This is a genomic window from Roseibium sediminicola, assembly GCF_023156505.1.
Lineage (GTDB): Bacteria > Pseudomonadota > Alphaproteobacteria > Rhizobiales > Stappiaceae > Roseibium > Roseibium sediminicola.
Genome location: NZ_JALNMJ010000009.1, coordinates 130,237 through 153,914, shown reverse-complemented (window position 1 = coordinate 153,914; position 23,678 = coordinate 130,237). Strand labels below are relative to the sequence as shown.

Sequence of the window (23,678 nt, the reverse complement as noted above, 5' to 3'; positions counted from 1 at the left end):
AGGATTACTCTCCGAGCGCCTCTTCGAGGAACGCCTGCATCTGCGCCAGATGCGCGGACATCAGACCGGTGGCGGTCGATGCCATCGCATTGCGGCCGGCATAACGCGGGCGCTGGTGCTTGGCGTCGATCTGGCCCAGCACCCATTCGATATAGGGCTCGACGAAGAACCAGCTGCCCATGTTCTTCGGCTCTTCCTGACACCAGACCATTTCGGCCTGCGGGAAACGGGCCAGTTCCAGCATCAGCGCCTTTTTCGGGAACGGGTAAAGCTGCTCGACGCGCATCAGGTAGACGTCGTTGATGCCCCGTTTCTCGCGCTCCTCGAACAGGTCGTAATAGACCTTGCCCGAACACATCACCACGCGCCGGATCTTGTCGTCCGAAACGAGCTTGCCCTCGGAGGACAAGTTCGGTCCCCAATCGTCCCACAGGAGACGGTGGAAGGTGGAATCCGGACCAAGCTCCTCGAGCCTCGACACAGCCTTCTTGTGCCGGAGCAGGGATTTCGGCGTCATCAGGATCAGCGGCTTGCGGATGTCGCGGCGCAGCTGACGGCGCAGGATGTGGAAGTAGTTCGACGGTGTCGAGCAGTTCGCCACCTGCATGTTGTCTTCCGCGCAGAGCTGAAGGAAACGCTCCAGACGCGCGGAAGAGTGTTCCGGGCCCTGGCCTTCATAACCGTGCGGCAACAGGCAGACCAGACCAGACATGCGCAGCCACTTGCGCTCGCCGGACGAGATGAACTGGTCGAACAGAACCTGTGCGCCGTTGGCGAAGTCGCCGAACTGGGCTTCCCACATGGTCAACGCCCGCGGTTCGGCCAGCGAATAGCCGTATTCGAAGCCAAGCACAGCCTCTTCCGACAGCATCGAGTTGATGACCTCGTAGCGCTGCTGATCGGGCGAGATGTGGTTCAGCGGAATGTAGCGGCTTTCGTCTTCCTGGTCGTAGAGCACCGAATGGCGCTGTGAGAACGTGCCACGCTCGCAATCCTGACCGGACAGGCGCACCGGATGGCCTTCCTTCAGCAGCGAGGCAAAAGCGAGCGCCTCGGCGGTCGCCCAGTCGACGCCCTCACCGGTCTCGATCATGCGCTCGCGCTGCTTCATGAAGCGGGCGATGGTGCGGTGGATGTTGAAGCCTTCCGGCACATGGGTCAGCGCCCGGCCGATGTTCTTCAGTTCGTCCATCGGCAGTCCGGTTTCGCCGCGGCGCGGATCGTCTTCGTCGTCGGCGCGTTTCATGCCGGACCACTTGCCGTCCAGCCAGTCGGCCTTGTTTGGCTTGAACGCCTGGCCCGCGTCGAACTCGTCGTCCAGATGCTTGCGCCAGTCGGCTTTCATCTGATCGACTTCCTCCTGGCTCAGGACGCCTTCCTTGATCAGACGTTCCGAATAGAGCTGCAGGGTCGTCGCATGCTTGCGGATCTTGCGGTACATGATCGGCTGCGTGAACGCCGGCTCGTCGCCTTCGTTGTGGCCGAAGCGCCGGTAGCAGATCATGTCGATGACCACCGGACGGTGGAACGTCTGGCGGTATTCGATTGCGATCTTGGCGGCAAACACCACCGCTTCCGGGTCGTCCGCATTGACGTGGAAGATCGGCGATTCGATCACCTTCGCCATATCCGACGGATACGGCGAGGAGCGAGAGAAGCGCGGGTTGGTGGTGAAGCCGATCTGGTTGTTGATGATCACATGGATCGAGCCGCCGGTGCGGTGGCCGCGGAGGGCGGAGAGGCCAAAGCACTCGGCCACGACACCCTGGCCGGCAAACGCGGCGTCGCCATGCAGCAGCAGCGGCAGAACGGTGCCGCGGTCGACTTCCGTGGTCTCGATGAAGTTGCCCTTGTCGTCGGCGGCGAGCTGGTCCTGCTTGGCGCGGGCCTTGCCGAGCACCACCGGGTTGACGATTTCCAGATGCGACGGGTTCGCCGTCAGCGACAGGTGCACATCATTGCCGTCGAAGGTGCGGTCGGAGGAGGCGCCGAGGTGGTATTTCACATCGCCCGAGCCTTCCACTTCGTCCGGCGCGTAGGAGCCGCCCTTGAACTCGTGGAAGATGGCGCGGTGCGGCTTGGCCATCACCTGCGACAACACGTTCAGGCGGCCGCGGTGAGCCATGCCGAACACGATGTCCTTCAGGCCCATCTGGCCGCCGCGCTTGATGATCTGTTCCAGCGCCGGGATCAGGGCTTCACCGCCGTCCAGGCCAAAACGCTTGGTGCCGGTGTATTTGACATCCAGGAACTTCTCGAAGCCTTCCGCCTCGATCAGCTTGTTCAGGATCGCCTTCTTGCCCTCGGTGGTAAACGCCACCTGCTTGTCCGGGCCCTCGATGCGCTCCTGGATCCAGGCCTTGGCGGCCGGATCGGAAATATGCATGAACTCGACGCCGAGGGTCGAGCAATAGGTCCGCTTCAGGATTTCCAGCATCTCGCGGATGGTGGCGTATTCGAGACCCAGCACGTGATCGATGAAGATCTTGCGGTCCCAGTCGGCCTCGACGAAGCCATAGGAAGACGGGTGCAGTTCTTCATGGTCGCCCTTGCCGGCAAGGCCGAGCGGGTCGAGATCGGCGTGCAGGTGGCCGCGCATGCGGTAGGCGCGGATCATCATCAGGGCGCGTACGGAATCGCGCGTCGCCTGATGGACCTCTGTGTCCGAAATCGGCGCCCCCTTGGCATCCGCCTTCTGCTTCAGCTTGTCGCCGATCTTCTGCTCGATCGGCCCCCAGTTGCCGTCAAAGGCGTTGACCAGGTCGCCATTGGCCTCGATCGGCCAGTCCTTGCGTTTCCAGGTCGCCCCACGCGCTTCCTTCAGGACGGCTTCCTTCTCGTCCTGGAAGGCCGCAAAGAAGTCCCGCCACTCGGCATCAACCGAGTTCGGATCCGTCTTGTACTGTGCGTAGAGGTCTTCGATATAGGCTGCGTTGGCGCCGTAAAGCAACGACGTCAGTGCGAATACGTTGTTCGCTTCCTGCCGTGCCATGTCCTTTAGCGGAGGGCTGCTCCGCCCTTTTTGTTTGGCGGGCCGAAAATATGACCCGCGGCCGGTTCCCTAACATGACCAGTGGCAGGTTGCCCCGTCTCACCAGCCCCTCGAATATTGGGTGCGGCACACTCAGCGCCGCAACCCACCTTTCACCATGCAGCGGGAAACGTAAACAGTTTCCGCTTCCCGCCACACATAATCCAGGTTTTTAGCCCTTCAAGACCTCGAGAAGGGTCTCGCCGAGCTTCGCCGGAGACGGCGACACCTTGATGCCGGCCTCTTCCATGGCGGCGATCTTGTCTTCCGCGCCGCCCTTGCCGCCGGAGATCACGGCACCGGCATGGCCCATGGTGCGGCCCGGAGGGGCGGTACGGCCCGCGATGAAACCGGCCATCGGCTTCTTGCGGCCCTTCTTGGCCTCGTCCTTCAGGAACTGCGCGGCCTCTTCCTCGGCGGAACCGCCGATCTCGCCGATCATGATGATCGACTGGGTCTCGTCGTCGGCCAGGAACATTTCCAGGACGTCGATGAACTCGGTGCCCTTGACCGGGTCGCCGCCGATGCCGACGGCCGTGGTCTGGCCAAGGCCGGCATTGGTGGTCTGGAAGACCGCCTCATAGGTCAGCGTGCCGGAGCGGGAGACGACGCCAACGGAGCCCTTCTTGAAGATCGAGCCCGGCATGATGCCGATCTTGCACTCTTCCGGGGTCAGGATGCCCGGGCAGTTCGGGCCGAGCAGGCGCGACTTGGACTTGTCCAGCTTGGCCTTGACCTTGACCATGTCGGCGACCGGGATGCCCTCGGTGATGCAGACGATGAACGGGATCTCCGCCTCGATCGCCTCGATGATCGCTGCGCCCGCGCCTGCCGGCGGAACGTAGATCACGGAAGCGTCGGCGCCGGTGGCCTCCTTGGCTTCGCCGACCGATGCATAGATCGGCAGCTGGGCGGAGCCTTCAACGCTGCCCCAGGTTTCGCCACCCTTTTTCGGGTGAACGCCGGCAACCATCTTGGTGCCGTAATATTCCAGCGCCTGTTCCGTGTGGAACGTGCCGGTCTTGCCGGTCAGGCCCTGAACGATGATTTTCGTGTCTCTGTTGACGAGGATGGACATCTTTTTGAAGTTCCTCAGTTGTGTTCGTCGCTAAATTTTGGCCGCGCAAGCAGCTGTCCCGGTAATCGTCGCACCTACCCAATCCGCATCGAAGTTCCGAAATTTGAAAACGCGAACGACTGCCCGGGTTTTGCCAATTCGGATGCTTCCAACAGATTGAGGACTTTCGTCAGGTGTAAATTTGCCGCCAGCGACCCGTACCGTCCTCTGAATGAGGCTGGTTGCAGCCTTGTTCGGCTTGGTCGAACCAAAGGTGAAACGACATTCACATTTGGCTCCGGAACCTCTCATTGACGCTACAATCTCAGTCTTCTTGTAACTGAAAGTGCCGTCAGGATTCCGACTGAACCCGGCTTTCCTGGACGCTGTCTCAAAGGACTTGCCGCTTAACACTGGCCCCAGGCAAACGTGTTCCCAGAAGTTAACTCGTTTATTGATCCACGAGCGCGAACCCGGGTCCGCTGCAAAGGCCGCTTCACTCAGGAAGCTCAATGCAACGACCGTTACCGCCAGGAGTTGGGTCCACGCTCGCATCCAGATCAGCCCTTCACAGCTTTCACGATTTTCTGGGCGGCGTCGTCGAGATCATCGGCGGCGATCACGTTGAGACCGCTTTCGTTGATGATCGTCTTGCCGAGCTCCACGTTGGTTCCTTCCAGGCGCACAACGAGCGGAACCTGCAGGCCGACTTCCTTGACGGCCGCGACCACGCCTTCCGCGATCACGTCGCAGCGCATGATGCCGCCGAAGATGTTGACCAGGATGCCCTTCACGTTCGGATCGGAGGTGATGATCTTGAACGCGGCCGTCACCTTCTCCTTGGAAGCGCCACCGCCAACATCGAGGAAGTTGGCCGGCTCGGCGCCGTAGAGCTTGATGATGTCCATGGTCGCCATGGCAAGGCCGGCGCCATTGACCATGCAGCCGATGTCGCCGTCGAGCGCGACATAGGCGAGGTCGTGCTTGGACGCCTCGATTTCCTTCGCGTCTTCCTCGGTGACGTCGCGCAGTTCCATGATGTCCGGATGACGGAACAGCGCGTTGCCGTCAAAGGAGACCTTGGCGTCGAGGACGCGCAGACGGCCGTCCTTCATGACGATCAGCGGGTTCACTTCCAGAAGGCTCATGTCCTTCTCGACGAAGGCCTTGTGCAGGATCGGGAACAGTTTCATGCCGTCTTCGCGGGCCGCGCCGGACAGTTCCAGAGCGTCGCAGAGCTTGCCGGCGTCTGCCCCGGTGACACCGGTTTCCGGGTCGATCGGAAGGGTGATGATTTTCTCAGGCGTCTCTTCGGCAACCGCCTCGATGTCCATGCCGCCTTCGGTGGACACCACGAAAGCCGGACGGCCGACGGTGCGGTCGACCAGGATGGAGAGATAGAGTTCGCGCTCGATGTCGGCGCCGTCTTCGATGTAGAGACGGTTGACCACCTTGCCGGCCGGGCCGGTCTGCTTGGTGACCAGCGTGTTGCCGAGCATTTCCTTGGCATGCGCGGTGACTTCGTCCAGCGAGAAGGCGAGGCGGACACCGCCCTTGGCGTCTTCGGGCAGTTCCTTGAACTTGCCCTTGCCGCGGCCGCCGGCATGGATCTGGGTCTTGACCACCCAAAGCGGTCCGGGAAGTTTCTTGGCTGCTGCCTCGGCTTCGTCGGCCGAGAAAATGGCGACGCCTTCGGCCACCGGAGCACCGAATTCCTTCAGCACCGCCTTGGCCTGGTATTCATGAATGTTCATGTGGTTCCCCCTGGTCGGAGGACCGTCCTTCTAAAACATGAAGGACGGCCGCTTATACTCTTGCAGGCGCGTTAGGCCAGCGCCGGCTGGATCTTCTTGCAGGCCTCGACGAGACCGTCGACCGATGCGACCGACTTGTCGAAATTGGCTTTTTCCTCGCCCTGAAGATCGATCTCGATGACGCGCTCGACGCCATCGGCACCGATGACGACCGGCACGCCGACATAGGTGTCTTTCAGGCCGTACTGGCCGTCGAGAGCGGCGGCGCAGGGCACGACGCGCTTCTTGTCCTTAAGGTAGCTCTCAGCCATCGCGATGGCGGAAGAGGCCGGGGCGTAGAAGGCGGAACCGGTTTTCAGCAGGCCGACGATCTCGGCGCCGCCGTCACGGGTGCGCTGGACGATTTCTTCCAGGCGCTCGGCGGTGCACCAGCCCATCTTGACCAGGTCCGGCAGCGGAATGCCGGCAACGGTGGAGTAGCGGGTCAGCGGCACCATGGTGTCGCCGTGGCCGCCCAGAACGAAGGCGGTGACGTCTTCAACGGAAACGTTGAACTCGTCGGCCAGGAAGTAGCGGAAGCGGGCGCTGTCGAGCACGCCGGCCATGCCGACGACCTTGTTCTTCGGCAGGCCGGAAAATTTCTGCAGCGCCCAGACCATGGCGTCGAGCGGGTTGGTGATGCAGATGACAAAGGCGTTCGGGGCATATTTCGCGATGCCGGCACCGACCTGCTCCATGACCTTCAGGTTGATTTCCAGAAGATCGTCGCGGCTCATGCCTGGCTTGCGCGGAACACCGGCGGTGACGATGACAACGTCGGAGCCTTCGATGGCTTCGTAGCTGTTGGCACCCGCCAGTTTGGCGTCAAAGCCGTCGACCGGGGAGGACTCGGCGAGATCGAGCGCCTTGCCCTGGGGCATGCCTTCCGCGATGTCGAAGAGTACGATGTCTCCCAGTTCCTTCAAACCTGCCAGATGAGCGAGTGTGCCGCCGATCTGACCAGAGCCGATCAAGGCAATCTTGTTCCGCGCCATTTCGAAAGTTTCCCTTTACGTAAGATGGAACTCTATGCCATCCTCTGATGACTGAGGTTGGCACTACTCCCTTTGCCGCGGGCGCGCAACCTCGCCAAAAGATTATTGCGCAATCCCGGGCAAAATTTCTCATTTCTTCCCGCCTGCATAATTCCCCTATAGGGAATGCAGACCTATGCGTGCACCTGCCGTCTTTCTCCCGCAAGGTACGCCTCGGACCGCATCTCGATCAACCGCGAGGCCGTGCGGTCGAATTCGAAGGCTTCGGTGCCGTCCTCGCCGACATAAAGATCCTGCGGCTCCGCCTCCGCGGAGACAACAAGCTTGATGCCGTTATCGTAAAGCGTGTCGATCAGGTTGATGAAGCGCTTGGCCTCGTTGCGTCTTGCCTTCGACAGGACCGGAACATTGTCGATGAAGACCGTGCCATAGGCATGGGCGATGCGCAGATAGTCGCTTGCCCCCAGCGGCTGCATGCAGAGATCGTCAAAGGTGAAACGCGCAGCGCCCGAGGCAACAACCGGCACCGGGATCTTGCGGCCCTTGTTCTCCAGCTCTTCGGCGTGGGGCGTCATGTTGTGGGTCAGTCTCGCGAAGAGATCGTCCATCTGCGCGGTTGCGGCCTCGCCGAGCGGCGTGACATAGACCGGCGCGCCGGCCAGCTTCTCAAGCCGGTAGTCGGTCGGAGAATCCAGATGCAGGATCTCGACCCTGGATTTCAGCATCTCGACGAAAGGCATGAACAACTGCCGGTTCAGACCGTCCTTGTAGAGCTTCGACGGCTCGACGTTGGACGTGGCGACGACGATGACACCACGCTCGAACAGCTGGGTGAACAGCCGCCCCAGGATCATGGCGTCGGCTATGTCGGTGACCGAGAACTCGTCGAACAGAAGCAGCCGGGTTTCGTCGGCGATCTGACCGGCCACCGGCGGGATCGGATCGTCGCCCTTGACCTCGCCGCGTTTGTGAGCCTGGCGGTGCTGGTGGATGCGCTCATGCACATCAGTCATGAATTCGTGGAAATGGACCCGGCGTTTGCGGCGGATGACCGTGACCTCGAAAAAGAGGTCCATCAGCATGGTCTTGCCACGCCCGACCCCACCCCACATGTAAAGACCCTGAACGGAGGCCCACAGCTGGTTCTTCTTGTTGGCGAACAGCCAGCCAAGCGAACTTTTCTTGGAAGCGAGCCGCGTTTCGGCAAGGCGGGTGTTGAGGAGATCGAGCTGGCGCACCGCCTCCCGCTGAACAGGGTCTTCCGATATCTCACCGGACGCAACCAGGGCGTCGTAACGGGCGTTCAGCGCGCGGTTGACCGGCAGTTCCATCTTCAAGGGGCTGCTCCCTCCATGAGACTTCATGGGGTCGTGGACGTGATCTTGGCGGGGGCTTAAGGTCAAAACGTCGCAGATGCAAGTCACGAACTGCAATGATTTTGACACAGAGAGTCACGGAAATTCATTTTAACCGATTGAAAAATATGGATTTCGGGGAACAGCACTTATACGAATTGCGTATGGCCCAGACCGGACCCTGTGGCCGGCACCGGCGCCGGCGCTTCAGCGTCCGGACCAATTCCACGCCAGGTGGGGAGCGCGACACGGGAGAGGCCAACCGCCCGGCGACAGGCCGCCTTTGGTGGCGGCTGACGGTATTGAAACTTGCGTCTTAAAACCAAACACCCGCAGCCTGGTGGGAGCGCTGCGGGTGCCGGGCACGGGAGGGCTTACCCCGTGCGGGAGGAACCAGATTCCGAAACGGCCGGCCGCTCCGGGCGGCTGGCACATTCCTCTAACGCAGCAGCAAGGTCGCCTTGCGGCCGCTCTGTACCTCCTGAAGAAACAGAAGCTGAGCAACAAGATAGCATTCGGACTGGTCGTCCAGATTGGCCTTGCGGCCACGGCCGTCGGTCAACAACCAGGCATTTCCGGATTTGACCACATCGCACTCGACCGGCGATTTGGGATCGATTTCGGTCTTTTCGCAGAGATCCCGGCCAATCTGGCTGCCCGTGTCGTTGTCGAGCCCCTTCATTTCCATGCGCAGGCTCCGGTAGGCCTGGTGGACGGAAAGGGTCGCGACAATCACGGTCACGACCTCGTCCCCATTCATGGCGGCAAAGCGCAACACGCCGCCTTCCCGGGGAATGGCGCTGCTGGAACAGGGCGTGCGCTGGACGTCGCCAAGCGGAGTCCATTCGGACCGAAGCGTAACCGTCGCCGGCTGACGCAGGGCCGCCATTTCCTTGGCAAGGCGTTTCTCGGCGGCCTTTTGAGGGTTTCTGGCCGTCCGGTCCACCCGGCTTGCGCCGGCTGCCGCAGTCCCGCCGATGCGCAGGCGGCGGAAAACGATGACGTCACGCATCAGATCGGTGCGTTCCACGCGCCAACCGGCATCGAGCCAGGCGTTCTGATGCACGAGGCTGCCGCCGGAATTCGCCCACCACGTCCGGTGTTCCCGGGCGCTTTTGGGAAGCGAGGATCCGATGATTGCTTCCACTTCGTTCAGCTTGGCAGCCCAGACGACATCGTCACGCCTCGCCAGATGTTCCCGCAATGGTTCATACTTTGACATTTGCACAGCCTTTCCGGTAGCCATGCAAATATACACCTATAACGTGTCGTGTCCAGCAAAAATACGGAGGCCGTTTAACGGTAGAGCGAGATCGGTGCACCGGTGGAGGTTTGGCCGTTAAACTGCCCGGCTGCGCTGGAATAAAGCTGCGCGACGATCAGGCCGGTGCCGTCCTTCAGGACCACCTGATTGCCACTGAGATCCCATGCGGCGATTCCGGTCAGGACAGGATTGGCACAACCTCTGGTATTTGCCCGGTAGCCGCCCGACCAGGTCGTCAGGGTCATGAATGCCTTGCAGTTGTCTCCGGCCGAGGACAGATTCCAGCCGCCCAGAAGATCCGTGCGGCCAACTTCCTTGGCGTCGGCCGGCGCGGACACCGGATTGCTGGCAAGATCGGCGGGCTGCGCCCCCGGATTGTTCGGATCAGTGCCGAGAGCAGCATTCGGATCCAGCGGGCTCAGGTTGCCGGAATTCACCGGCGTGGTCGGTGTCGCCGGTAACGGCTCCGCGTAGTTGGGGCCCCTCGAAAACCGCTGGCACCCCGCGACCGCGGCCACCAGTGCGACTGCCAAAACCAATTTTCCCGCGCGTTTCATGACGAATCAATCCCTCACCATCGTCCCATTATGGGAGCATCTCTTAGCCCACAATTTGTCGAAAATCCAAAAACTCCAAGATCGGCGGCCGGCGAACCGGCTAGGCCACCTTCCAGGCCGGGTCTCCAATGCCGCTTCGCGCCGGTTCCAGCAAGCGGTCGATGGCATCCACGATCCGGCCGAAATATCCCGCGCAAGCGCCGAAATTTGCGGCAACAGGCGGGTTTTCCGTGATGCTCCACCAGTGACTGGATGTGGTCATCTTCCAGTGCGGCGGCAGTGCAACACGCGCCTGGCCCGTCAGGTAGATCACCCTGTCGGGCACTTCGGCATGGGGCATCAAAAAAATGTCAATCGATTTGGGTGACAGGCCCTCGGCCTCGATGCCGGCGGCAGACAACAGCCGGCGGACATGCCGGTTGAGTGTCCTGGCAGGCTCAATGCCGGCGGAAAAGGCCCGCATCAGGCCACCCGCCCGCGCATTGAGATAGGCCTCGGCCAACGGCGACAACAGGCTGTTGTCCGGGCAAACGAACAATACGGTGGTTCTCGGCAAGGACATGTCCCTTATTCGGCTGGTCCGGTCCCGGCGCTTGCCGAGCGGCGGCCTCCCCGTACCCCCTGACCGGGAAAACTTTATGACAAAAAGGGGCCGGACCGGATTTACATGAGGATATCTTCAAAACGGTTGATATAACCGGCGTGACCGGCCGCGCCGGCGCCCGCCGAGACACAGCCTGGAGGAGACCCTCATGCCCATCGCCCTGTGGTGCGTTCTTGCCGCTGCGATCCTGCCGATCCTGTCGGCCCTGCCCGCCAAGCTCAATCGGGACTTCAACAACGCCAAACCGCGTGACCCGGCCTATTGGAGAGACGGATTTCGCGCGCGCTCGCAATGGGCGCAGGCCAATGGGTTCGAGGCGTTTCCCTTTTTCGCCGTCGCAGTTTTTGTTGCCTTGAGCCAGGGTGGCGACCCGGGCTGGATCGATCGGCTGGCCGTGCTTTTTGTGATGCTCAGGGTGGTCTACGTGTTCTGCTATTTGACGGACAGGGCGTCGCCAAGGTCGATCGCCTGGTTCGCGGCGTTCTTGACAACGATCGCGTTGTTCACCAGTTCCCTATGGAGTTGAAGCTACGCATTTTCAGATAATTAGCCGGGCATGACCGATCCTTAGCGCGGCAATTTCTGCAAGGATCGTTTGCACCAAGCGGCTGATTTCGCTAACGATGCAAGGGAGTGACGCAAGTTCCCGAAGGGCAGAGGTGCATTGTGCGGACGACCGACCAGACGACGGACACCTTGCCGACGCGCCCCCAGGCAGCGTCCAAGAAGCTTGTCAGCGACCCGCATATTGTCGACACCCTGATCGCCGAACGCGGCAAGCTGGTCATGGCCAGTCCGTGGTGGCCGCTGATCCGGCCGTTCGCGCACAAGATCCTGCGCTACAAGTCCGCCGTCGACATGGCCGACACGATCGCGCAAATGGAAGCGCTGGACGTCTTTGCCCATCTAAGTGATCTGCTGGAGCTGGATGTCACGACGCTCGGCCTGGACCGGGTGCCGGCAACGGGACCGGTGGTGCTGGTCTCCAACCATCCGACGGGCATTGCCGACGGCGTGGTGCTCTACGACGCCATCAAGCCGCGGCGCGACGACCTCTCGATCTTCGCCAACCGGGACGCGATCCGGATCAATCCGCGGCTCGCGGACATGATCGTGCCGGTGGAATGGCGCGCCGACTTCAAGAGCCAGGAAAAATCCAAGGAAACGCTGAAGATCGCCAGAGCGGCCTTTTCCAAGGAGCGTGTGGTCGTTCTGTTCCCCTCGGGGCGCCTCGCCTATTGGCATGACGGCAAGTTGACCGAACGGCCCTGGATGACCTCCGCGCTGGCTTTGGCAAAAAAGAACAAGGCACCGATCATTCCGATGCATATGGGCGGACGCAATTCCGGCCTGTTCTATTTCCTGGCCCGGGTGTCGACGGAACTGCGCGACATGACCGTGTTCAATGAGCTGCTCAACAAGAAGAATGCCAGGTTCAACGTGCATTTCGGCAAGCCGATCCGCCCCGAACGGCTGGAAGGCGACCTCGGCGAACTGACCGAACAGATGCGTATTCATTGCGCCGAAACCCTGGCCCAGGATCCGGACGCGGAGTTTTAGGGTCTGTGGACAATTAGGATTTGGTCTTGGTTTGGATGCAAATGGCTCAATTTCCAGAAGCAAAGGCGCGGGAAGGGTCGGCCCTTTCAAGCCTTTGCGACGCCGAAATGAGCCATTTGAGCCAAATCCCCATTGCCAACATCTGGGGGGACGCAGCGGATTTCGGTTTCGCGTGCGTCGGAAAGTCCTTGTTGTGGGCAACACCACTGCGAACTTTCCTCCTGCTCGAAGACCGAAATCCGACAAGCGCCAAGACCGAAACCTAATTGTCCACAGACCCTAGGCTCACGCCCCCAGGCGTTCCGCAAAAGGCTTGCCTTGCAGCAGTCCCGCGTCATCCACAGGCACGGTTCGGCGCTGATTGCCCTCAAGGTGCGAATAGGACATTGTGCGGGAGAATCAAAGGAACCTGCTGGCCCATGTCCGTTTCGCCCGCGATCTCCGCGGATGACGTCCTGTCCCCTCAAGCCGCCCCCAGCGCTCCGCTCGTGCGCGCGGAGCCCAAGCCGCGCGCGGTGCTGCAAAAAGTCTTCGGCTACAGCGAATTTCGCGGCAAGCAGCAGGCGGTTATCGAGACGCTGGTCGAGGGTAAGGATGCCGTGGTGCTGTTTCCGACCGGGGCCGGCAAGTCCTTGTGTTACCAGATCCCGGCGCTGTGCCGCCGCGGGGTCGGCATTGTCGTCTCACCGCTGATCGCGTTGATGAAGGACCAGGTCGGCGCGCTGACGGCGGCCGGCGTGAAGGCGGCGGCTTTCAACTCCACACTCTCCCAGGACGAACAATCGGCGCTTCGCGACGACCTGCGCCGGGGCGAGATCGAGCTTTTATACGTGACGCCGGAACGGCTCGGCATCGAGAGCTTCCGCCGCTTTCTGGACACGCTGGACATCGCGCTTTTTGCTATCGACGAAGCCCATTGTGTCAGCCAGTGGGGTCACGACTTCCGGCCTGAATACCTGTCGCTCTCCTGTTTGCGCGAACGCTATCCCGGCGTGCCCAGGGTGGCGCTGACCGCGACGGCCGACCCGCATACGCAAAAGGACATTCTGGCACGGCTGCAGCTGGAGGAGGCCGAGGTCTTCTCGACCAGCTTCGACCGGCCGAACATCCGCTACGAGATTGTCGAGCGCACCAACCAGCGCCAGCAGCTCCTGGATTTCCTGAAAAAACACGAGGGCGAAAGCGGCATCGTCTATTGCCTCAGCCGGGCCAAGGTCGAGGACATCGCCGACTGGCTGACCTCGAAGGGGGTCAAGGCGCTGCCCTATCATGCCGGCCTGCCGGCGGACCGGCGCGCGGCCAACCAGGACGCGTTTCTGCTGGAAGAAGGCCTGTGCCTGGTGGCGACCGTCGCCTTCGGCATGGGCATCGACAAGCCGGATGTGCGTTATGTCGCCCATCTGGACCTGCCGTCGTCGGTCGAGGCCTATTACCAGGAGACAGGCCGCGCCGGACGCGACGGCGCGCCCTCGGAAGCCTTCATGGCCTATGGCATGGCCGACCTTGTGCAGCGCAGGCGCATGATCGCGGAGGGCGATGCGCCCGACGAGGTCAAACGCGCGGAAAATGCCAAGCTGAATGCGCTTTTGGGCATTTGCGAAACGTCAGGCTGCCGACGCCAGGCCCTGCTGGCCCATTTCGGCGAGACCTATCCCCAGCCTTGCGGCAATTGCGACACCTGCCTGTCGCCGGTCGAGACCTGGGACGGCACGGAAGCGGCCCAGAAACTGATGTCGGCGATCTACCGCACCGGCCAGCGGTTCGGCGCGGGCCATGTAATCGACGTCCTGCTCGGCAAGTCCAACGACAAGACCAGCCGCTTCGGCCACGACAACCTGTCCGTCTTCGGCATCGGCCAGGATCTTGCGCTCAAGACGTGGCAATCGATTGCCCGCCAGCTGGTTGCGGCCGGATATGTCGATGTCGATCATGCCCATTTCGGCGCGCTGGTGCTGACGGAAAAGTCCCGGGGCGTGTTGCGCGGCGACGAGAAACTGGCTTTGCGCAAAGACCGCAACGCAGCCGGTTTGAAGAAGACGCGCACGTCGCGGACCGCTTCGATCGCCGACGAACTTCAGGACGACGACAAGCTTCTGTTCGAACGTCTGCGCCGGCTCAGGACCCAGATTGCCCGCGATCAGAATGTACCGCCCTATGTGGTGTTCCCGGACGCGACGCTGGCCGGCATCGCCGCCGCGCGGCCGGTAACGCCGGACGCCTTGCTGTCGGTGTCCGGTGTCGGTCAGTCGAAGCTGGAAAAATACGGCGACGCCTTTCTGGATCTCGTCGAGGCCTTCGAAGCAGGGGTCTAGGGTCAGGACCCAGCACTCAGGCCTCAGCTCTTAGGCACATCTGGTAGAGACTGGCGAGATTGGCGAGGGCGTCCTCATCCGGATGGGACAGGAAGCCCTCGATGATCTCTCCCAGAGCCAGATGCATCTGCCGATGCTGGCGCAGGCGCCGGTAGGACGATCCGAGTTTGTAGACCTGGTCGATTTCCTCTCGGGAAAAGAGATCGAGGCCGGCGATGCCGAGCACGACGCCGAGATCCGCGTTGGTCCGCCGGCTTAGCTTGTGCGCCAAAAGAAAGCCAAACAGACCGGTCACAAACCTGTTCTCGAACGACAGGCTGTCGAAGTCCCGACCGACCGTTTTGAGAACAAGTTTCATGATCGCGACCGTCGCCGCGGCGGCAAATTCCGTCGGTGTGTTGGTGTCGCAAATCTCCAGACCGGCAGCATCCAGCATGCCGGCCATGTTTTTTCGGAGGCGGTCCTCCGTCTCGACAGCTCTCAATTCGGAAATGAATTCCGGCTCCGTTCTTGCTCGACTTCCAAACAAACTTAGCATGACAACGGCCTCATGAGACGCAAGCCCACAATAAAATGTAGGACAAAAGTTACGTTACGGCAAACACAGTCATTCTAATCCGGGAACAGTCCTTTTTTCCGTGATCTGGAACACAGTTCGGCCGACGCGTTATGAGCCGGCCTTCGGCAACCCCTTGTAGGCCTCGCTGCCCCAGACCGCCTTCACGCGCGCATCCCGTCCGCAGCCCTTGCGATAGCCTTTGTAGGCGTCCGCGCGCGAGACGTAACCGAACCTTGTCAGCGTGCGCACGGGGCTCTTGTAATAGTTCTGGTGATAATCCTCGGCCGGCCAGAATACGGCAGACTGTTCGACGGGCGTGACCACCTTGCCGCCGAGCTGTTTGTTCGCCGTCTCGATCTCCGCCTTTGCCTGCTTGGCTTGCGCTTCGTCCAGGGGATAGATGGCGGTGGAATAGGAAAAACCGCGGTCGCAGAACTGGCCGCCGGAATCGGTCACGTCGACGGTCCTCAGAAATATGCCGACCAACTCGCCATAGCTGATCCTGGTCTCGTCGAAATCGACCTTAACCACTTCGCGGTGGCCGCCGCGTTCATAGGACTTGTAGGTCGGGTTCTGCGTCGTGCCGCCCGCATATCCCGAGACCACGTCGCGAACGCCCGGGAGTTTTTCAAGGTCCGATTCCACACACCAGAAACATCCGCCTGCCAGAATGGCGGTTTCGGCGTGTGCGCTCGTTGCCGGCGCCACACCGGAGACAAGAGCGGCAAGGGTTAGCGTCAGAACACGCTTCATGATAGATCCTCCAATCGTTGCTGACAGAGGTAACGCGTCTCGAACCACAGTCCACTCAACTCGCCTTCTTCTTTCCGCACATGACCGTGAGGCTGCCGTGATGGCAAACACGCTCCAATCCGCACAACGCCACATCGTGATATGCGGCTCCATGTCGACGCTCGACCTCATGGAACGGCTGGCGGGTCAATTGCGCCGCGACGGCCACACGGTGTCCACGCCGGTTCCGGAAGAAGCCGGCTTCGACTGGACCGCTCTCTCACCGATGCAGGCGGTCGCCCGCAAGAAAGCGTTTCTCTCCGACTATTTTGAGGTGATCCGTCGGGGCGATGTGGTTTTGATCGCAAACACCGAAAAGCACGACATACCAGGATATGTCGGAGCGAACACGCTCATGGAAGCCGCCTGCGGTTACGCCCTGCGCAAACCTGTCTATTTTCTCCACGACATCGGCGACCAGCCCTGCCGGCTTGAGGCAGCGGCCGTCTCAAGCGGTGTTCTGAATGGCGATCTCGAGCGGCTCTTCAAACTGCTCGATCAGAACGCCGACTGATGGGCGGCCGCGCGTTGTCGCGGCGCAAAGTCTGGGTCAAACCCCGGCAAACACAATGGCGGGCCGGACGATGTCGGTGATCATTGCTCCCGTATTGACGGCTGTGTAGATCGATCTTGGCGGCCGGGCGGCGCCATCGACGCTTCTTTCAACCCAGTTGCGGTCCTCCATCGCCTTCAAGGATTGCGACAGCGCACGATCCGTGATCGTGCGCAGGTCCCTTTTGATGCTGCAAAACTGGCGCGGACCTTGAAGCGACGACAGGACCGGCAAGGTCCAGGACCGGCGGAGCAGGACCCGGTCGTCGTCTCCGGCAATTGCCTGGATCCGGCTCGCGAGCGCCGCCGCCTCCAACCCCGGTGCCGTGAGTCTGAATTCCGGCCGCAAGGGATGGCCGTGGCCGGGGTTGCGCTCCAGCAACCCGATCCGGGTCAGATGGTCCAGGCTTTGGGAGAAAGCCGTTCTGCCGGCTCCGGTCGCCGTCAGCAGTGCCGCCTGCCGGCCGGGAACTCCCGCATGCAGGCTCGACAGGATGGCCAGCGACCAGGCCTTGGACGTGATGTTGACAAACAGGTTTATGTCCATAAAGTATAGTTAGTATAATTTGCGTGAAAAGCAAATCTTACGCTTTACATATCAACGAGAAATCGCCGTCGGCAGCCTCCGCAAAAGGTGTGCGAGTGGACCCTCTCTCCCGAGGAATTCCAGCACTTTCGGAGCCGGTCACGGTTTGAGGAAAGGAACTCGCACATGCGCCTGCTCTCTTTGTCGTCCCTAGCTTTTCTTGCCTTGACGGCAGTCAGCCAGGCAGAACCCTTCCAGGAAATCACCGTTGGCGTACCTGTTCCCTCGCTGAGTGAAGCCGAGCGTTGGTACGGAGCTTTCCTGGGACCGGACACCGAAGTGATCAGACCGGCTCCCGGTCTTGTCGAGTTCAAGGTCGCGCCGGGTGTCTGGCTGCAATTGTTCGAGCCGGAAGGCCAACAACCGCAGGGAGCGGTCATCCGATATCTGGTCGACGATATGACGGCCGCTCAAGGCACACGCGCCGATGCCGGCATCGCGACGGGCGAAGCCGTCGAGGTTCCGGGCGTTGTCACCTATTCGGAGTTTGCCGATCCGTTCGGAAACGCACTCGGGTTCTACGCTCTTCCGAAGTGAGCGGTTCTGAGGTGCAGTGCCGCTTGCGACCCCACGCAAGCGGCAATGTCCTACAGATCTACGGCCACGACCTTGTTGCCGCATCGCCTTCGGTGAGCTGCGATTTGACAACACAGAACCGGTGACCACTGGTCGCTTCCATCACCGTCCAGTTTTCGAACCGCTCCACGATGAGCGCACCAAGCTTTTCCAGCCGGGCGACCTCCTGTGACAGATCGTCGGTCTCGATATCCAGATGGACCCGAGCGGGATGGTCGACTGCCTGCAGCAGAACGCCGATTTCGCCCGCTTCTCCGATCAGGCGGCGATAGCGCGGGTTTTTCGGTTCGGCCTCGACCTTCCGCCCCAAAGTCTGCGCCCAGAAGGCGGCATGGGAGTCGATGTCCCCGCCTTCGCAGTCAATGACCAATTCCCCCAGCCGGCTTCTGTGCATTGTGTTCTTCCTCCTGATTTGAGATGGAACAAATATCGAACAAAATAAGGCGGGTCGCAAGACCCGCCCTGTCTGTTTTTGAGTGACAGCACTGTCTCAAGCGGCGTTTGCGGCCGGCGCCCTCCCCTCCACTCCCCGTCCGCTCCAGTCGATCTTCTGCGTGACGAACATGGTCACCGCCAGGGCCAGGAAGGCAATGACCGAACCGATCAGGAGCGCATAATCCTGTTCGTTCATCAGCGCGAACAACACGCCGAAGATCGCCGCCAAAACCACGGTCATCACGGCTCCGGCCGACCGGCTTTTCAGCGAGGAGCCGACATAGACCGCATTGAGCGCGGTGGCCGCGCCCGCCGCCACCAGGTAGGCAAGGCCGTAGCCGACATGTTCGGCCAGGGCCAGCAACATGACATAGAAGGTGATCAGCGCCACGCCGACCAGGCCGTACTGGATCCAGTGGAAGCTCCAGCCGGAACGCATTTCCAGGACGAACACTGCCAGGAAGGTCAGACTGATGAAGCCAACGGCATATTTCAGCGACCGGGAGATGGTCTGGTAGAAATTCACCGGTTCGACAAACCTGACCCCCAGCTGCTTGTCCTGTAGGGGCAACCTGTCGGTGACCAGGGTTTTCGGGATGCCGCGCGCCAGATAGGGAATGCTCCAGTCGGCTTCAAAGCCGGTCTCGGTGATCGTTCGCCGGTCCGGCAGAAAGGCTCCGGTAAAGCCCGGATGCGGCCAGTTGGAGGAAAGCGCGACGGAGGTGCTTTGTCCCGCCGGCGCAACAAAGACGGCGGTCGAGCCATTGAGCGTGAGCGGGATCTGGAAGGAAAAGCCCTTGCGCCACTTGAGGGCGGGCACGGCCACATTGATCCCGGAGGCCCCACCGCCATTGAGCAGGGGACCGGTACCCGGCTCGAACGGAACGGCCGTGCCGCCATCCATGGTCAGCGCCACCTCGCTCTTCAGGGCACGCACGTCGCCGATGCCAACGACGAGAACGGCCCTGTCGGCGGCAATATCGATCGTACCGCCTTTTTCCGGTTCGAACATGGTCTCGGGCGGCGCGGCGAAGCGGCCGCTCAGGTCGAGCGCGCTGGCATAGACGGGCAGCGAGTAGATCGACTTCCGCCGTTCCTCGACCTGGACATCGCCCGAAACGGACAGCGTTTCGGGAAACAGGACCGCCGTGCGCCAATGGACCTCCGATTTGGCCTTGTCGCCCGATCCGATGGCCAATGTTTCACTGAAGGGGACGACGAGATAGGGCCCGTTGATCTGTTGTGTGCCGCCCCAGGAGCCGGCGATGTCCCGGGCGACGTCACGCGCACGCTCGGCCCGTTCCTCCACCAGTGCCCAGACAAACAGGCACGGCACCATCAGCATCACGGTCAGGATGCCGATCAGAACGAATTTTACTCCTGGAGAATTCAGGAAGCCCCGCGGCTGGAACGGCGGCGGTGTGCCGGCTGGCCGGGCCGCGGCCGTTGCGGTGTCAGTTTCATGTGTCATTCAGTCAACCCTCTGCCAGAGGACGGTCAATGCGTCCGGGAACGGCTCGAGCGTCGCGTGTCATCAGGGCGCAATCGGGCCGGGTTTGCCGGTCTCCTCAGCATTGTTTTCGCAGAAACTGTGCATGACCGGCGGCGGCCCGTTTGCCTCACGCCTTTCCCGTCCTATTTTCTCAACCGGGACTTGTTCTTGTCATGAACTGAATGCCAAAATGGCAAGAGCATTGGGAAATATATCAATGAATACATTGCAAAAGCCGCCTTTTCAGGCCGCGCCCGCCTATGCCCGCCGTGCGGACTATCTGCCTGCGCTGGTCAGGCGGCTCAATCTCGGCCGGAGCGATGCCCACCGCTACCTGCTGGTTGCCCATTTGTTTGACGACACGATGCGCATGATCGACGCACTGGCCGGCGTCATGGACTTCGATGCCATCGTCGGCATCCCCTATTCTTCCGGCAGCGATGCGACAAGGCTGAAATGGCAGGACCGCTATGGCGAGCGGGTGCATTGTCCGAAAACGGAAGACGCGTTCAAATCGGTGCTGGTGGACCTTCTTGCAAAGAGCCTTCTTGCTTGCCGCGCCTCTCGCCAGAAACTGGTCATTCAGGAGGTCGGCGGCTATGTGGTCGAAGTGCTGCATGAGACGTTTGCCGATCAGCTAGACCTCGTTGAAGGCGTGGTCGAGATCACCAAGCAGGGTGTCTGGCGCGCCGCACAGATTGACCTCAAGATCCCTGTCCTGCATTGCGCCGACAGCGAGTTGAAACGGTTGGAGGCGGCGCGTTGCGGCGAGACCATTGCTCGCTGCCTGGACGGCCTGATGCGCGATCTCGGCAACAGCCTGGCCGGACGCCGGGCCGCCGTCTTCGGAGCGGGCTGGATCGGTTTCGGCGTGGCCAAGGGCCTGCGCCGCCTCGATGTGATCCCCTCGCTGATCGACATCAATCCGCTGAAGGTCGCCGAGGCGCGCCTCTCCGGTTTCGACGCCAGCCTCGTATCTGGCGATCTCGGCGCCTGCGACCTTGTGGTTGGCGCTGCCGGACGCCTGTCCGTCACCCAAAAGGTGCTCCGGCAGCTGCGCAACGGCTGTCTGGTGGCCAGTGCCAGCTCGCGCCGGATCGAAATCGACGTCGATTTCCTGGAAGCCCATCCGTCCTACGAACTCCATCCCTCGATCCGCGCCTTTCAGCTTAACGGCGAAGGCACCGGGCAGGACCGGCAGATCTGCCTGGTCAATGACGGCTATCCGGTCAATTTCGTTCCGGGCTCCGGCAGTGTCGCCGATGAGATCGTCGAGCTGATCCTCGGTGAGCTGATCGTGCTGATGGCCGATCTCACCACCTACACCTACGAACCCGGCATTCACCGACTGGACACAGAAGGAGAGGCAGCGTGCACCCAACTCTGGATCGAGCAGAGAGACGAGATGTGACGGACGCCCCGGCGGAGGTCACCGTTCATTCCGAATACCTGGTCAGGAAACTCGCGCAGGCGGAGCGCAATCTCTATGGCACCGTGAAATTCGATGTGGTGGCGCGGCAGATCCGTGAACGGGCTCCGGATCTCGGCCGGCCGCCACGGATCCTCGACATCGGCTGTTCGACCTCGATCTCAAGGACCTACCTGAGAGAGACGGGCCTCGAATTCGACTATTGCGGCGCTGACTATGAGGCCAGCTTTGAACCGGACATCGTGCTCGACGCCACACGCCTTTCCGAGCATCGGGCGGACCTGCCCTGGCGCCCGGACGTGATCACGCTTCTGGATGTGCTGGAGCACCTGCCCGGCCAGGGCCCGGCGATCGAATCGGTGATGCGCCAATGCGGCCAGGTGGTCGCCCACGGCGGCCTGATCCTGGCCGTGGTGCCGCAGCTCTACCGGCTCGATCGGCTGAAGCTGCCCCATCTGCATTATCCGGAGCATCATGTGCGCATGACGCTCAAGGAATGGTCGGAGATTGTCGGCCGGGCGGTCACCATCGAGGCCGTGCACGGCATCGGCTACCTCTCCTGCCTGCCTTACCTGCCGATGCTGAGCCCCTGGTACGAGGAGCGCAATCGCCACGGCAAGCTGTTCCATCACCTGCGTGGCAAGACGTTCGAATGGGGACCGCTGAAACCGATGGAAAAAAGGCTGACACGCGCCCTTGGCCAGCTGTCGGGCTTCCGTGGCTGGTGCAACAGTTCGCTGCTAGTGTGCCGGGCGAAGGGGTGAAGAGCGGTATCCACGCCCCCTCGACGGGTCATTCCGGACAAGTGCAGCGCCGCTGCGCGCCGATCCGGAACCCAGGGCATCAGCGCGAGCGAAAGCGAGCACAATACCGTTCAAGTATCTGGCTTTATTAATAAAGGCGCGCCTGCGGCGCGAAGTACGCGCTGGATTCCGGATCTGGTCCTGCAGCTGCGCTGCAGAGCGTCCGGAATGACGGAGCGGAAAACACAAAGACCGCCCCGAGGGACGGCCTTTCCAAACTCCAGAACACCAGAAAATCAAACCCGGCGTTCGACCATCATCTTCTTGATCTCGGCGATTGCCTTGGCCGGGTTGAGGCCTTTCGGGCAGGCTTGGCTGCAGTTCATGATGGTGTGGCAGCGGTAAAGCCGGAACGGGTCTTCCAGATTGTCCAGGCGCTCGCCGGTGGCCTCGTCGCGGCTGTCGATCAGCCAGCGATAGGCCTGCAGCAGGATGGCCGGGCCGAGGTAACGGTCGCCGTTCCACCAGTAGCTCGGGCAGGAGGTCGAGCAGCAGGCGCAGAGGATGCACTCGTAGAGGCCGTCCAGCTTGACCCGGTCCTCGTGGGACTGGCGCCATTCCTTTTCCGGCGCCGGCGAGACCGTTTTCAGCCAGGGCTCGATGGAGCGGTGCTGGGCGTAGAAGTTGGTCAGGTCCGGGACCAGATCCTTGACGACCGCCATGTGCGGCAGCGGATAGATCTTGACGACGTCGCCGGCGATCTCGTCCGTGCCCTTGGTGCAGGCCAGGGTGTTGGTGCCGTCGATGTTCATGGCGCAGGAGCCGCAGATGCCTTCGCGGCAGGACCGGCGGAAGGTCAGCGTCGGGTCGATCTTGTTCTTGATGTAGATGAGCCCGTCGAGCACCATCGGCCCGCAATCGTCCGCATCGACAAAATAGGTGTCGACCCGCGGGTTGCGGCCGTCATCCGGGTTCCAGCGGTAGATCCGGTATTCGCGCAGGTTGGTCGCGCCTTCCGGCTTGTCCCACACCTTGCCCTCGGTCACCGTGGAGTTCCTGGGTAGCGTCAGCTGAACCATTTGTACATGCTCCGCGTTGGGCCCTGATTTCGCGTCCGGGCCTGAATGTGTTCGAACTCAGGCAGCGAGCTCGAAAATCATGTTGTCATTCGTCCGGCCGGTGATCCTGTAGTCCCGGTTTGCCAGCTCGGGCAGGCAATCCTCGGTCCAATAGGGCCGGCAATTGGTTTCAAGAAGGATCACGCGGGGCCACAGCGACCTTTCCGCGTGACGCAGGAAGGGCAAGAGGACACGGTCCTCGAAGCCTTCCACATCCACTTTCAGAACATCGATCCGGTTGAGGCCAAGATCGTGGGCGATGCCCGTGAGCGGCCGCACCTTGACGAAGGTCGGCGACCAGTCGCCGGCCCATTCGCCCGTGGTCAGGTCCTCGACAAAGGTGGCGAAACCACAATTGCTGGGCTCCTGCCACAAGGGCAGCGTGTCTTCGCGCGGGCCGACCGCCGAGTTGACGATCTTGACGTTGTCCAGCTCGTTGGCCTTGACGTTGAAGCCCAGCTTGGTCGCTGTCTGCGGGTTGGCCTCGATGGCCAGCACGTCGGCACCGGACCTGGCGGCAAAGATCGAATAGGAGCCGATATTGGCGCCGACATCGACAAAGACCTTGCCTTCTCCGAGATGCGGTTCGAGCAGCCTGTGCTCCTCGCGCTCCGGCAAGCGGCCCTTGGCGAGGATCTTGCGGTCGTCATAATTCTCGCCCGGATAGATCCTAAACTTCAGGCCTTCCGCTTCCAGGTCATAGGGCCCCTTGAAGAAACGGGCCACCAGGGCACGGATGCGCTTGCGCAGGCCGCGAGACAGGTCGTGCCGGTCGGCCAGGCGCCAGGCAGCCCGCACCAGCCGTTCGGCGGGATAGGTGCCGAACGGGGATCTGGTATCGGGAAGAGTTGCCGCCTGGCTCACGCGT

Annotated in this window: 22 protein-coding genes; 7 read left to right on the top strand and 15 right to left on the bottom strand. The window is 61.6% G+C overall.

The window, feature by feature from the left end; genetic code table 11:
* Window positions 1-4: 4 nt before the first annotated feature.
* The 8 genes from M0H32_RS14560 to M0H32_RS14525 all read right to left on the bottom strand — a co-directional run bounded on the left by M0H32_RS14560 (window position 5) and on the right by M0H32_RS14525 (window position 10,614).
* Entirely contained in the window at window positions 5-2,992 is a 2,988-nt protein-coding gene (locus M0H32_RS14560) for a 2-oxoglutarate dehydrogenase E1 component (protein ID WP_248155207.1), read from the bottom strand.
* Window positions 2,993-3,203: 211 nt separating this feature from the next.
* The gene (gene sucD, locus M0H32_RS14555; protein WP_248155205.1) at window positions 3,204-4,109 is read right to left on the bottom strand and encodes a succinate--CoA ligase subunit alpha; all 906 of its coding nucleotides are present in this window, start codon (window positions 4,107-4,109) and stop codon (window positions 3,204-3,206) included.
* 539 nt (window positions 4,110-4,648) lie between these two features.
* On the bottom strand, window positions 4,649-5,842 hold the full coding sequence (gene sucC / locus M0H32_RS14550; RefSeq protein WP_248155203.1) for an ADP-forming succinate--CoA ligase subunit beta: 1,194 nt from the start codon (window positions 5,840-5,842) through the stop codon (window positions 4,649-4,651).
* Between the two features lie 71 nt (window positions 5,843-5,913).
* Window positions 5,914-6,876 (bottom strand): malate dehydrogenase, encoded by a 963-nt coding sequence (gene mdh, locus M0H32_RS14545; RefSeq protein WP_248155201.1) that lies wholly within the window; start codon window positions 6,874-6,876, stop codon window positions 5,914-5,916.
* Window positions 6,877-7,049: 173 nt separating this feature from the next.
* Complete coding sequence (gene zapE, locus M0H32_RS14540) at window positions 7,050-8,207, bottom strand: cell division protein ZapE (RefSeq protein WP_248155380.1); 1,158 nt, start codon at window positions 8,205-8,207, stop codon at window positions 7,050-7,052.
* A gap of 463 nt (window positions 8,208-8,670) precedes the next feature.
* A complete protein-coding gene (locus tag M0H32_RS14535) occupies window positions 8,671-9,453 on the bottom strand; it encodes a DUF7662 domain-containing protein (RefSeq protein ID WP_248155199.1) in 783 nt (260 codons plus the stop codon).
* A 74-nt stretch (window positions 9,454-9,527) separates the two neighbouring features.
* On the bottom strand, window positions 9,528-10,028 hold the full coding sequence (locus M0H32_RS14530; RefSeq protein ID WP_248155197.1) for a protease inhibitor Inh/omp19 family protein: 501 nt from the start codon (window positions 10,026-10,028) through the stop codon (window positions 9,528-9,530).
* A gap of 124 nt (window positions 10,029-10,152) precedes the next feature.
* Window positions 10,153-10,614, bottom strand: a complete 462-nt coding sequence (locus M0H32_RS14525) for an arsenate-mycothiol transferase ArsC (RefSeq protein WP_248155195.1) — start codon at window positions 10,612-10,614, stop codon at window positions 10,153-10,155.
* Window positions 10,615-10,804: 190 nt separating this feature from the next.
* Here M0H32_RS14525 and M0H32_RS14520 point away from each other — a divergent pair, with 190 nt between their 5' ends.
* From M0H32_RS14520 to recQ, 3 genes are all read left to right on the top strand, one after another.
* Window positions 10,805-11,182 (top strand): MAPEG family protein, encoded by a 378-nt coding sequence (locus M0H32_RS14520; protein WP_248155193.1) that lies wholly within the window; start codon window positions 10,805-10,807, stop codon window positions 11,180-11,182.
* Window positions 11,183-11,322: 140 nt separating this feature from the next.
* Window positions 11,323-12,216, top strand: a complete 894-nt coding sequence (locus M0H32_RS14515; RefSeq protein WP_248155191.1) for a GNAT family N-acetyltransferase — start codon at window positions 11,323-11,325, stop codon at window positions 12,214-12,216.
* A gap of 419 nt (window positions 12,217-12,635) precedes the next feature.
* Window positions 12,636-14,528 (top strand): DNA helicase RecQ, encoded by a 1,893-nt coding sequence (gene recQ / locus M0H32_RS14510; protein WP_248155188.1) that lies wholly within the window; start codon window positions 12,636-12,638, stop codon window positions 14,526-14,528.
* 16 nt (window positions 14,529-14,544) lie between these two features.
* On the opposite strand, the gene M0H32_RS14505 is transcribed toward recQ, so the two are convergent.
* Entirely contained in the window at window positions 14,545-14,973 is a 429-nt protein-coding gene (locus tag M0H32_RS14505; RefSeq protein ID WP_248155186.1) for a hypothetical protein, read from the bottom strand.
* Window positions 14,974-15,195: 222 nt separating this feature from the next.
* On the bottom strand, window positions 15,196-15,840 hold the full coding sequence (msrA, locus tag M0H32_RS14500) for a peptide-methionine (S)-S-oxide reductase MsrA (RefSeq protein WP_248155184.1): 645 nt from the start codon (window positions 15,838-15,840) through the stop codon (window positions 15,196-15,198).
* 100 nt (window positions 15,841-15,940) lie between these two features.
* Here msrA and M0H32_RS14495 point away from each other — a divergent pair, with 100 nt between their 5' ends.
* A complete protein-coding gene (locus M0H32_RS14495; protein WP_248155182.1) occupies window positions 15,941-16,393 on the top strand; it encodes a hypothetical protein in 453 nt (150 codons plus the stop codon).
* A 36-nt stretch (window positions 16,394-16,429) separates the two neighbouring features.
* Here the strand turns inward: M0H32_RS14495 and M0H32_RS14490 are convergent, their stop codons facing one another.
* Window positions 16,430-16,978, bottom strand: coding sequence for a winged helix-turn-helix transcriptional regulator (locus tag M0H32_RS14490; RefSeq protein WP_248155180.1), 549 nt, complete (start codon window positions 16,976-16,978; stop codon window positions 16,430-16,432).
* 165 nt (window positions 16,979-17,143) lie between these two features.
* On the opposite strand from M0H32_RS14490, the gene M0H32_RS14485 reads away from it, so the two are divergent.
* Window positions 17,144-17,554, top strand: a complete 411-nt coding sequence (locus M0H32_RS14485) for a VOC family protein (RefSeq protein ID WP_248155178.1) — start codon at window positions 17,144-17,146, stop codon at window positions 17,552-17,554.
* Between the two features lie 58 nt (window positions 17,555-17,612).
* Here the strand turns inward: M0H32_RS14485 and M0H32_RS14480 are convergent, their stop codons facing one another.
* On the bottom strand, window positions 17,613-17,987 hold the full coding sequence (locus M0H32_RS14480; RefSeq protein ID WP_248155176.1) for a VOC family protein: 375 nt from the start codon (window positions 17,985-17,987) through the stop codon (window positions 17,613-17,615).
* Between the two features lie 96 nt (window positions 17,988-18,083).
* On the bottom strand, window positions 18,084-19,499 hold the full coding sequence (creD, locus tag M0H32_RS14475) for a cell envelope integrity protein CreD (RefSeq protein WP_248155174.1): 1,416 nt from the start codon (window positions 19,497-19,499) through the stop codon (window positions 18,084-18,086).
* 238 nt (window positions 19,500-19,737) lie between these two features.
* On the opposite strand from creD, the gene M0H32_RS14470 reads away from it, so the two are divergent.
* Together M0H32_RS14470 and M0H32_RS14465 are read left to right on the top strand one after the other, a co-directional pair.
* A complete protein-coding gene (locus tag M0H32_RS14470) occupies window positions 19,738-20,931 on the top strand; it encodes a Rossmann-fold NAD(P)-binding domain-containing protein (RefSeq protein ID WP_248155172.1) in 1,194 nt (397 codons plus the stop codon).
* Window positions 20,928-21,713 carry a methyltransferase domain-containing protein gene (locus M0H32_RS14465; protein WP_248155170.1) on the top strand — a complete coding sequence of 262 codons (786 nt, stop codon included), beginning with the start codon at window positions 20,928-20,930 and terminating at the stop codon, window positions 21,711-21,713. The genes M0H32_RS14470 and M0H32_RS14465 overlap by 4 nt, the downstream gene beginning before the upstream one ends.
* Before the next feature lie 275 nt (window positions 21,714-21,988).
* Here M0H32_RS14465 and M0H32_RS14460 read toward each other — a convergent pair whose 3' ends face one another.
* Window positions 21,989-22,771, bottom strand: coding sequence for a succinate dehydrogenase iron-sulfur subunit (locus M0H32_RS14460; RefSeq protein ID WP_248155168.1), 783 nt, complete (start codon window positions 22,769-22,771; stop codon window positions 21,989-21,991).
* 57 nt (window positions 22,772-22,828) lie between these two features.
* Window positions 22,829-23,674 (bottom strand): FkbM family methyltransferase, encoded by an 846-nt coding sequence (locus M0H32_RS14455; protein WP_248155166.1) that lies wholly within the window; start codon window positions 23,672-23,674, stop codon window positions 22,829-22,831.
* Window positions 23,675-23,678: the final 4 nt, after the last annotated feature.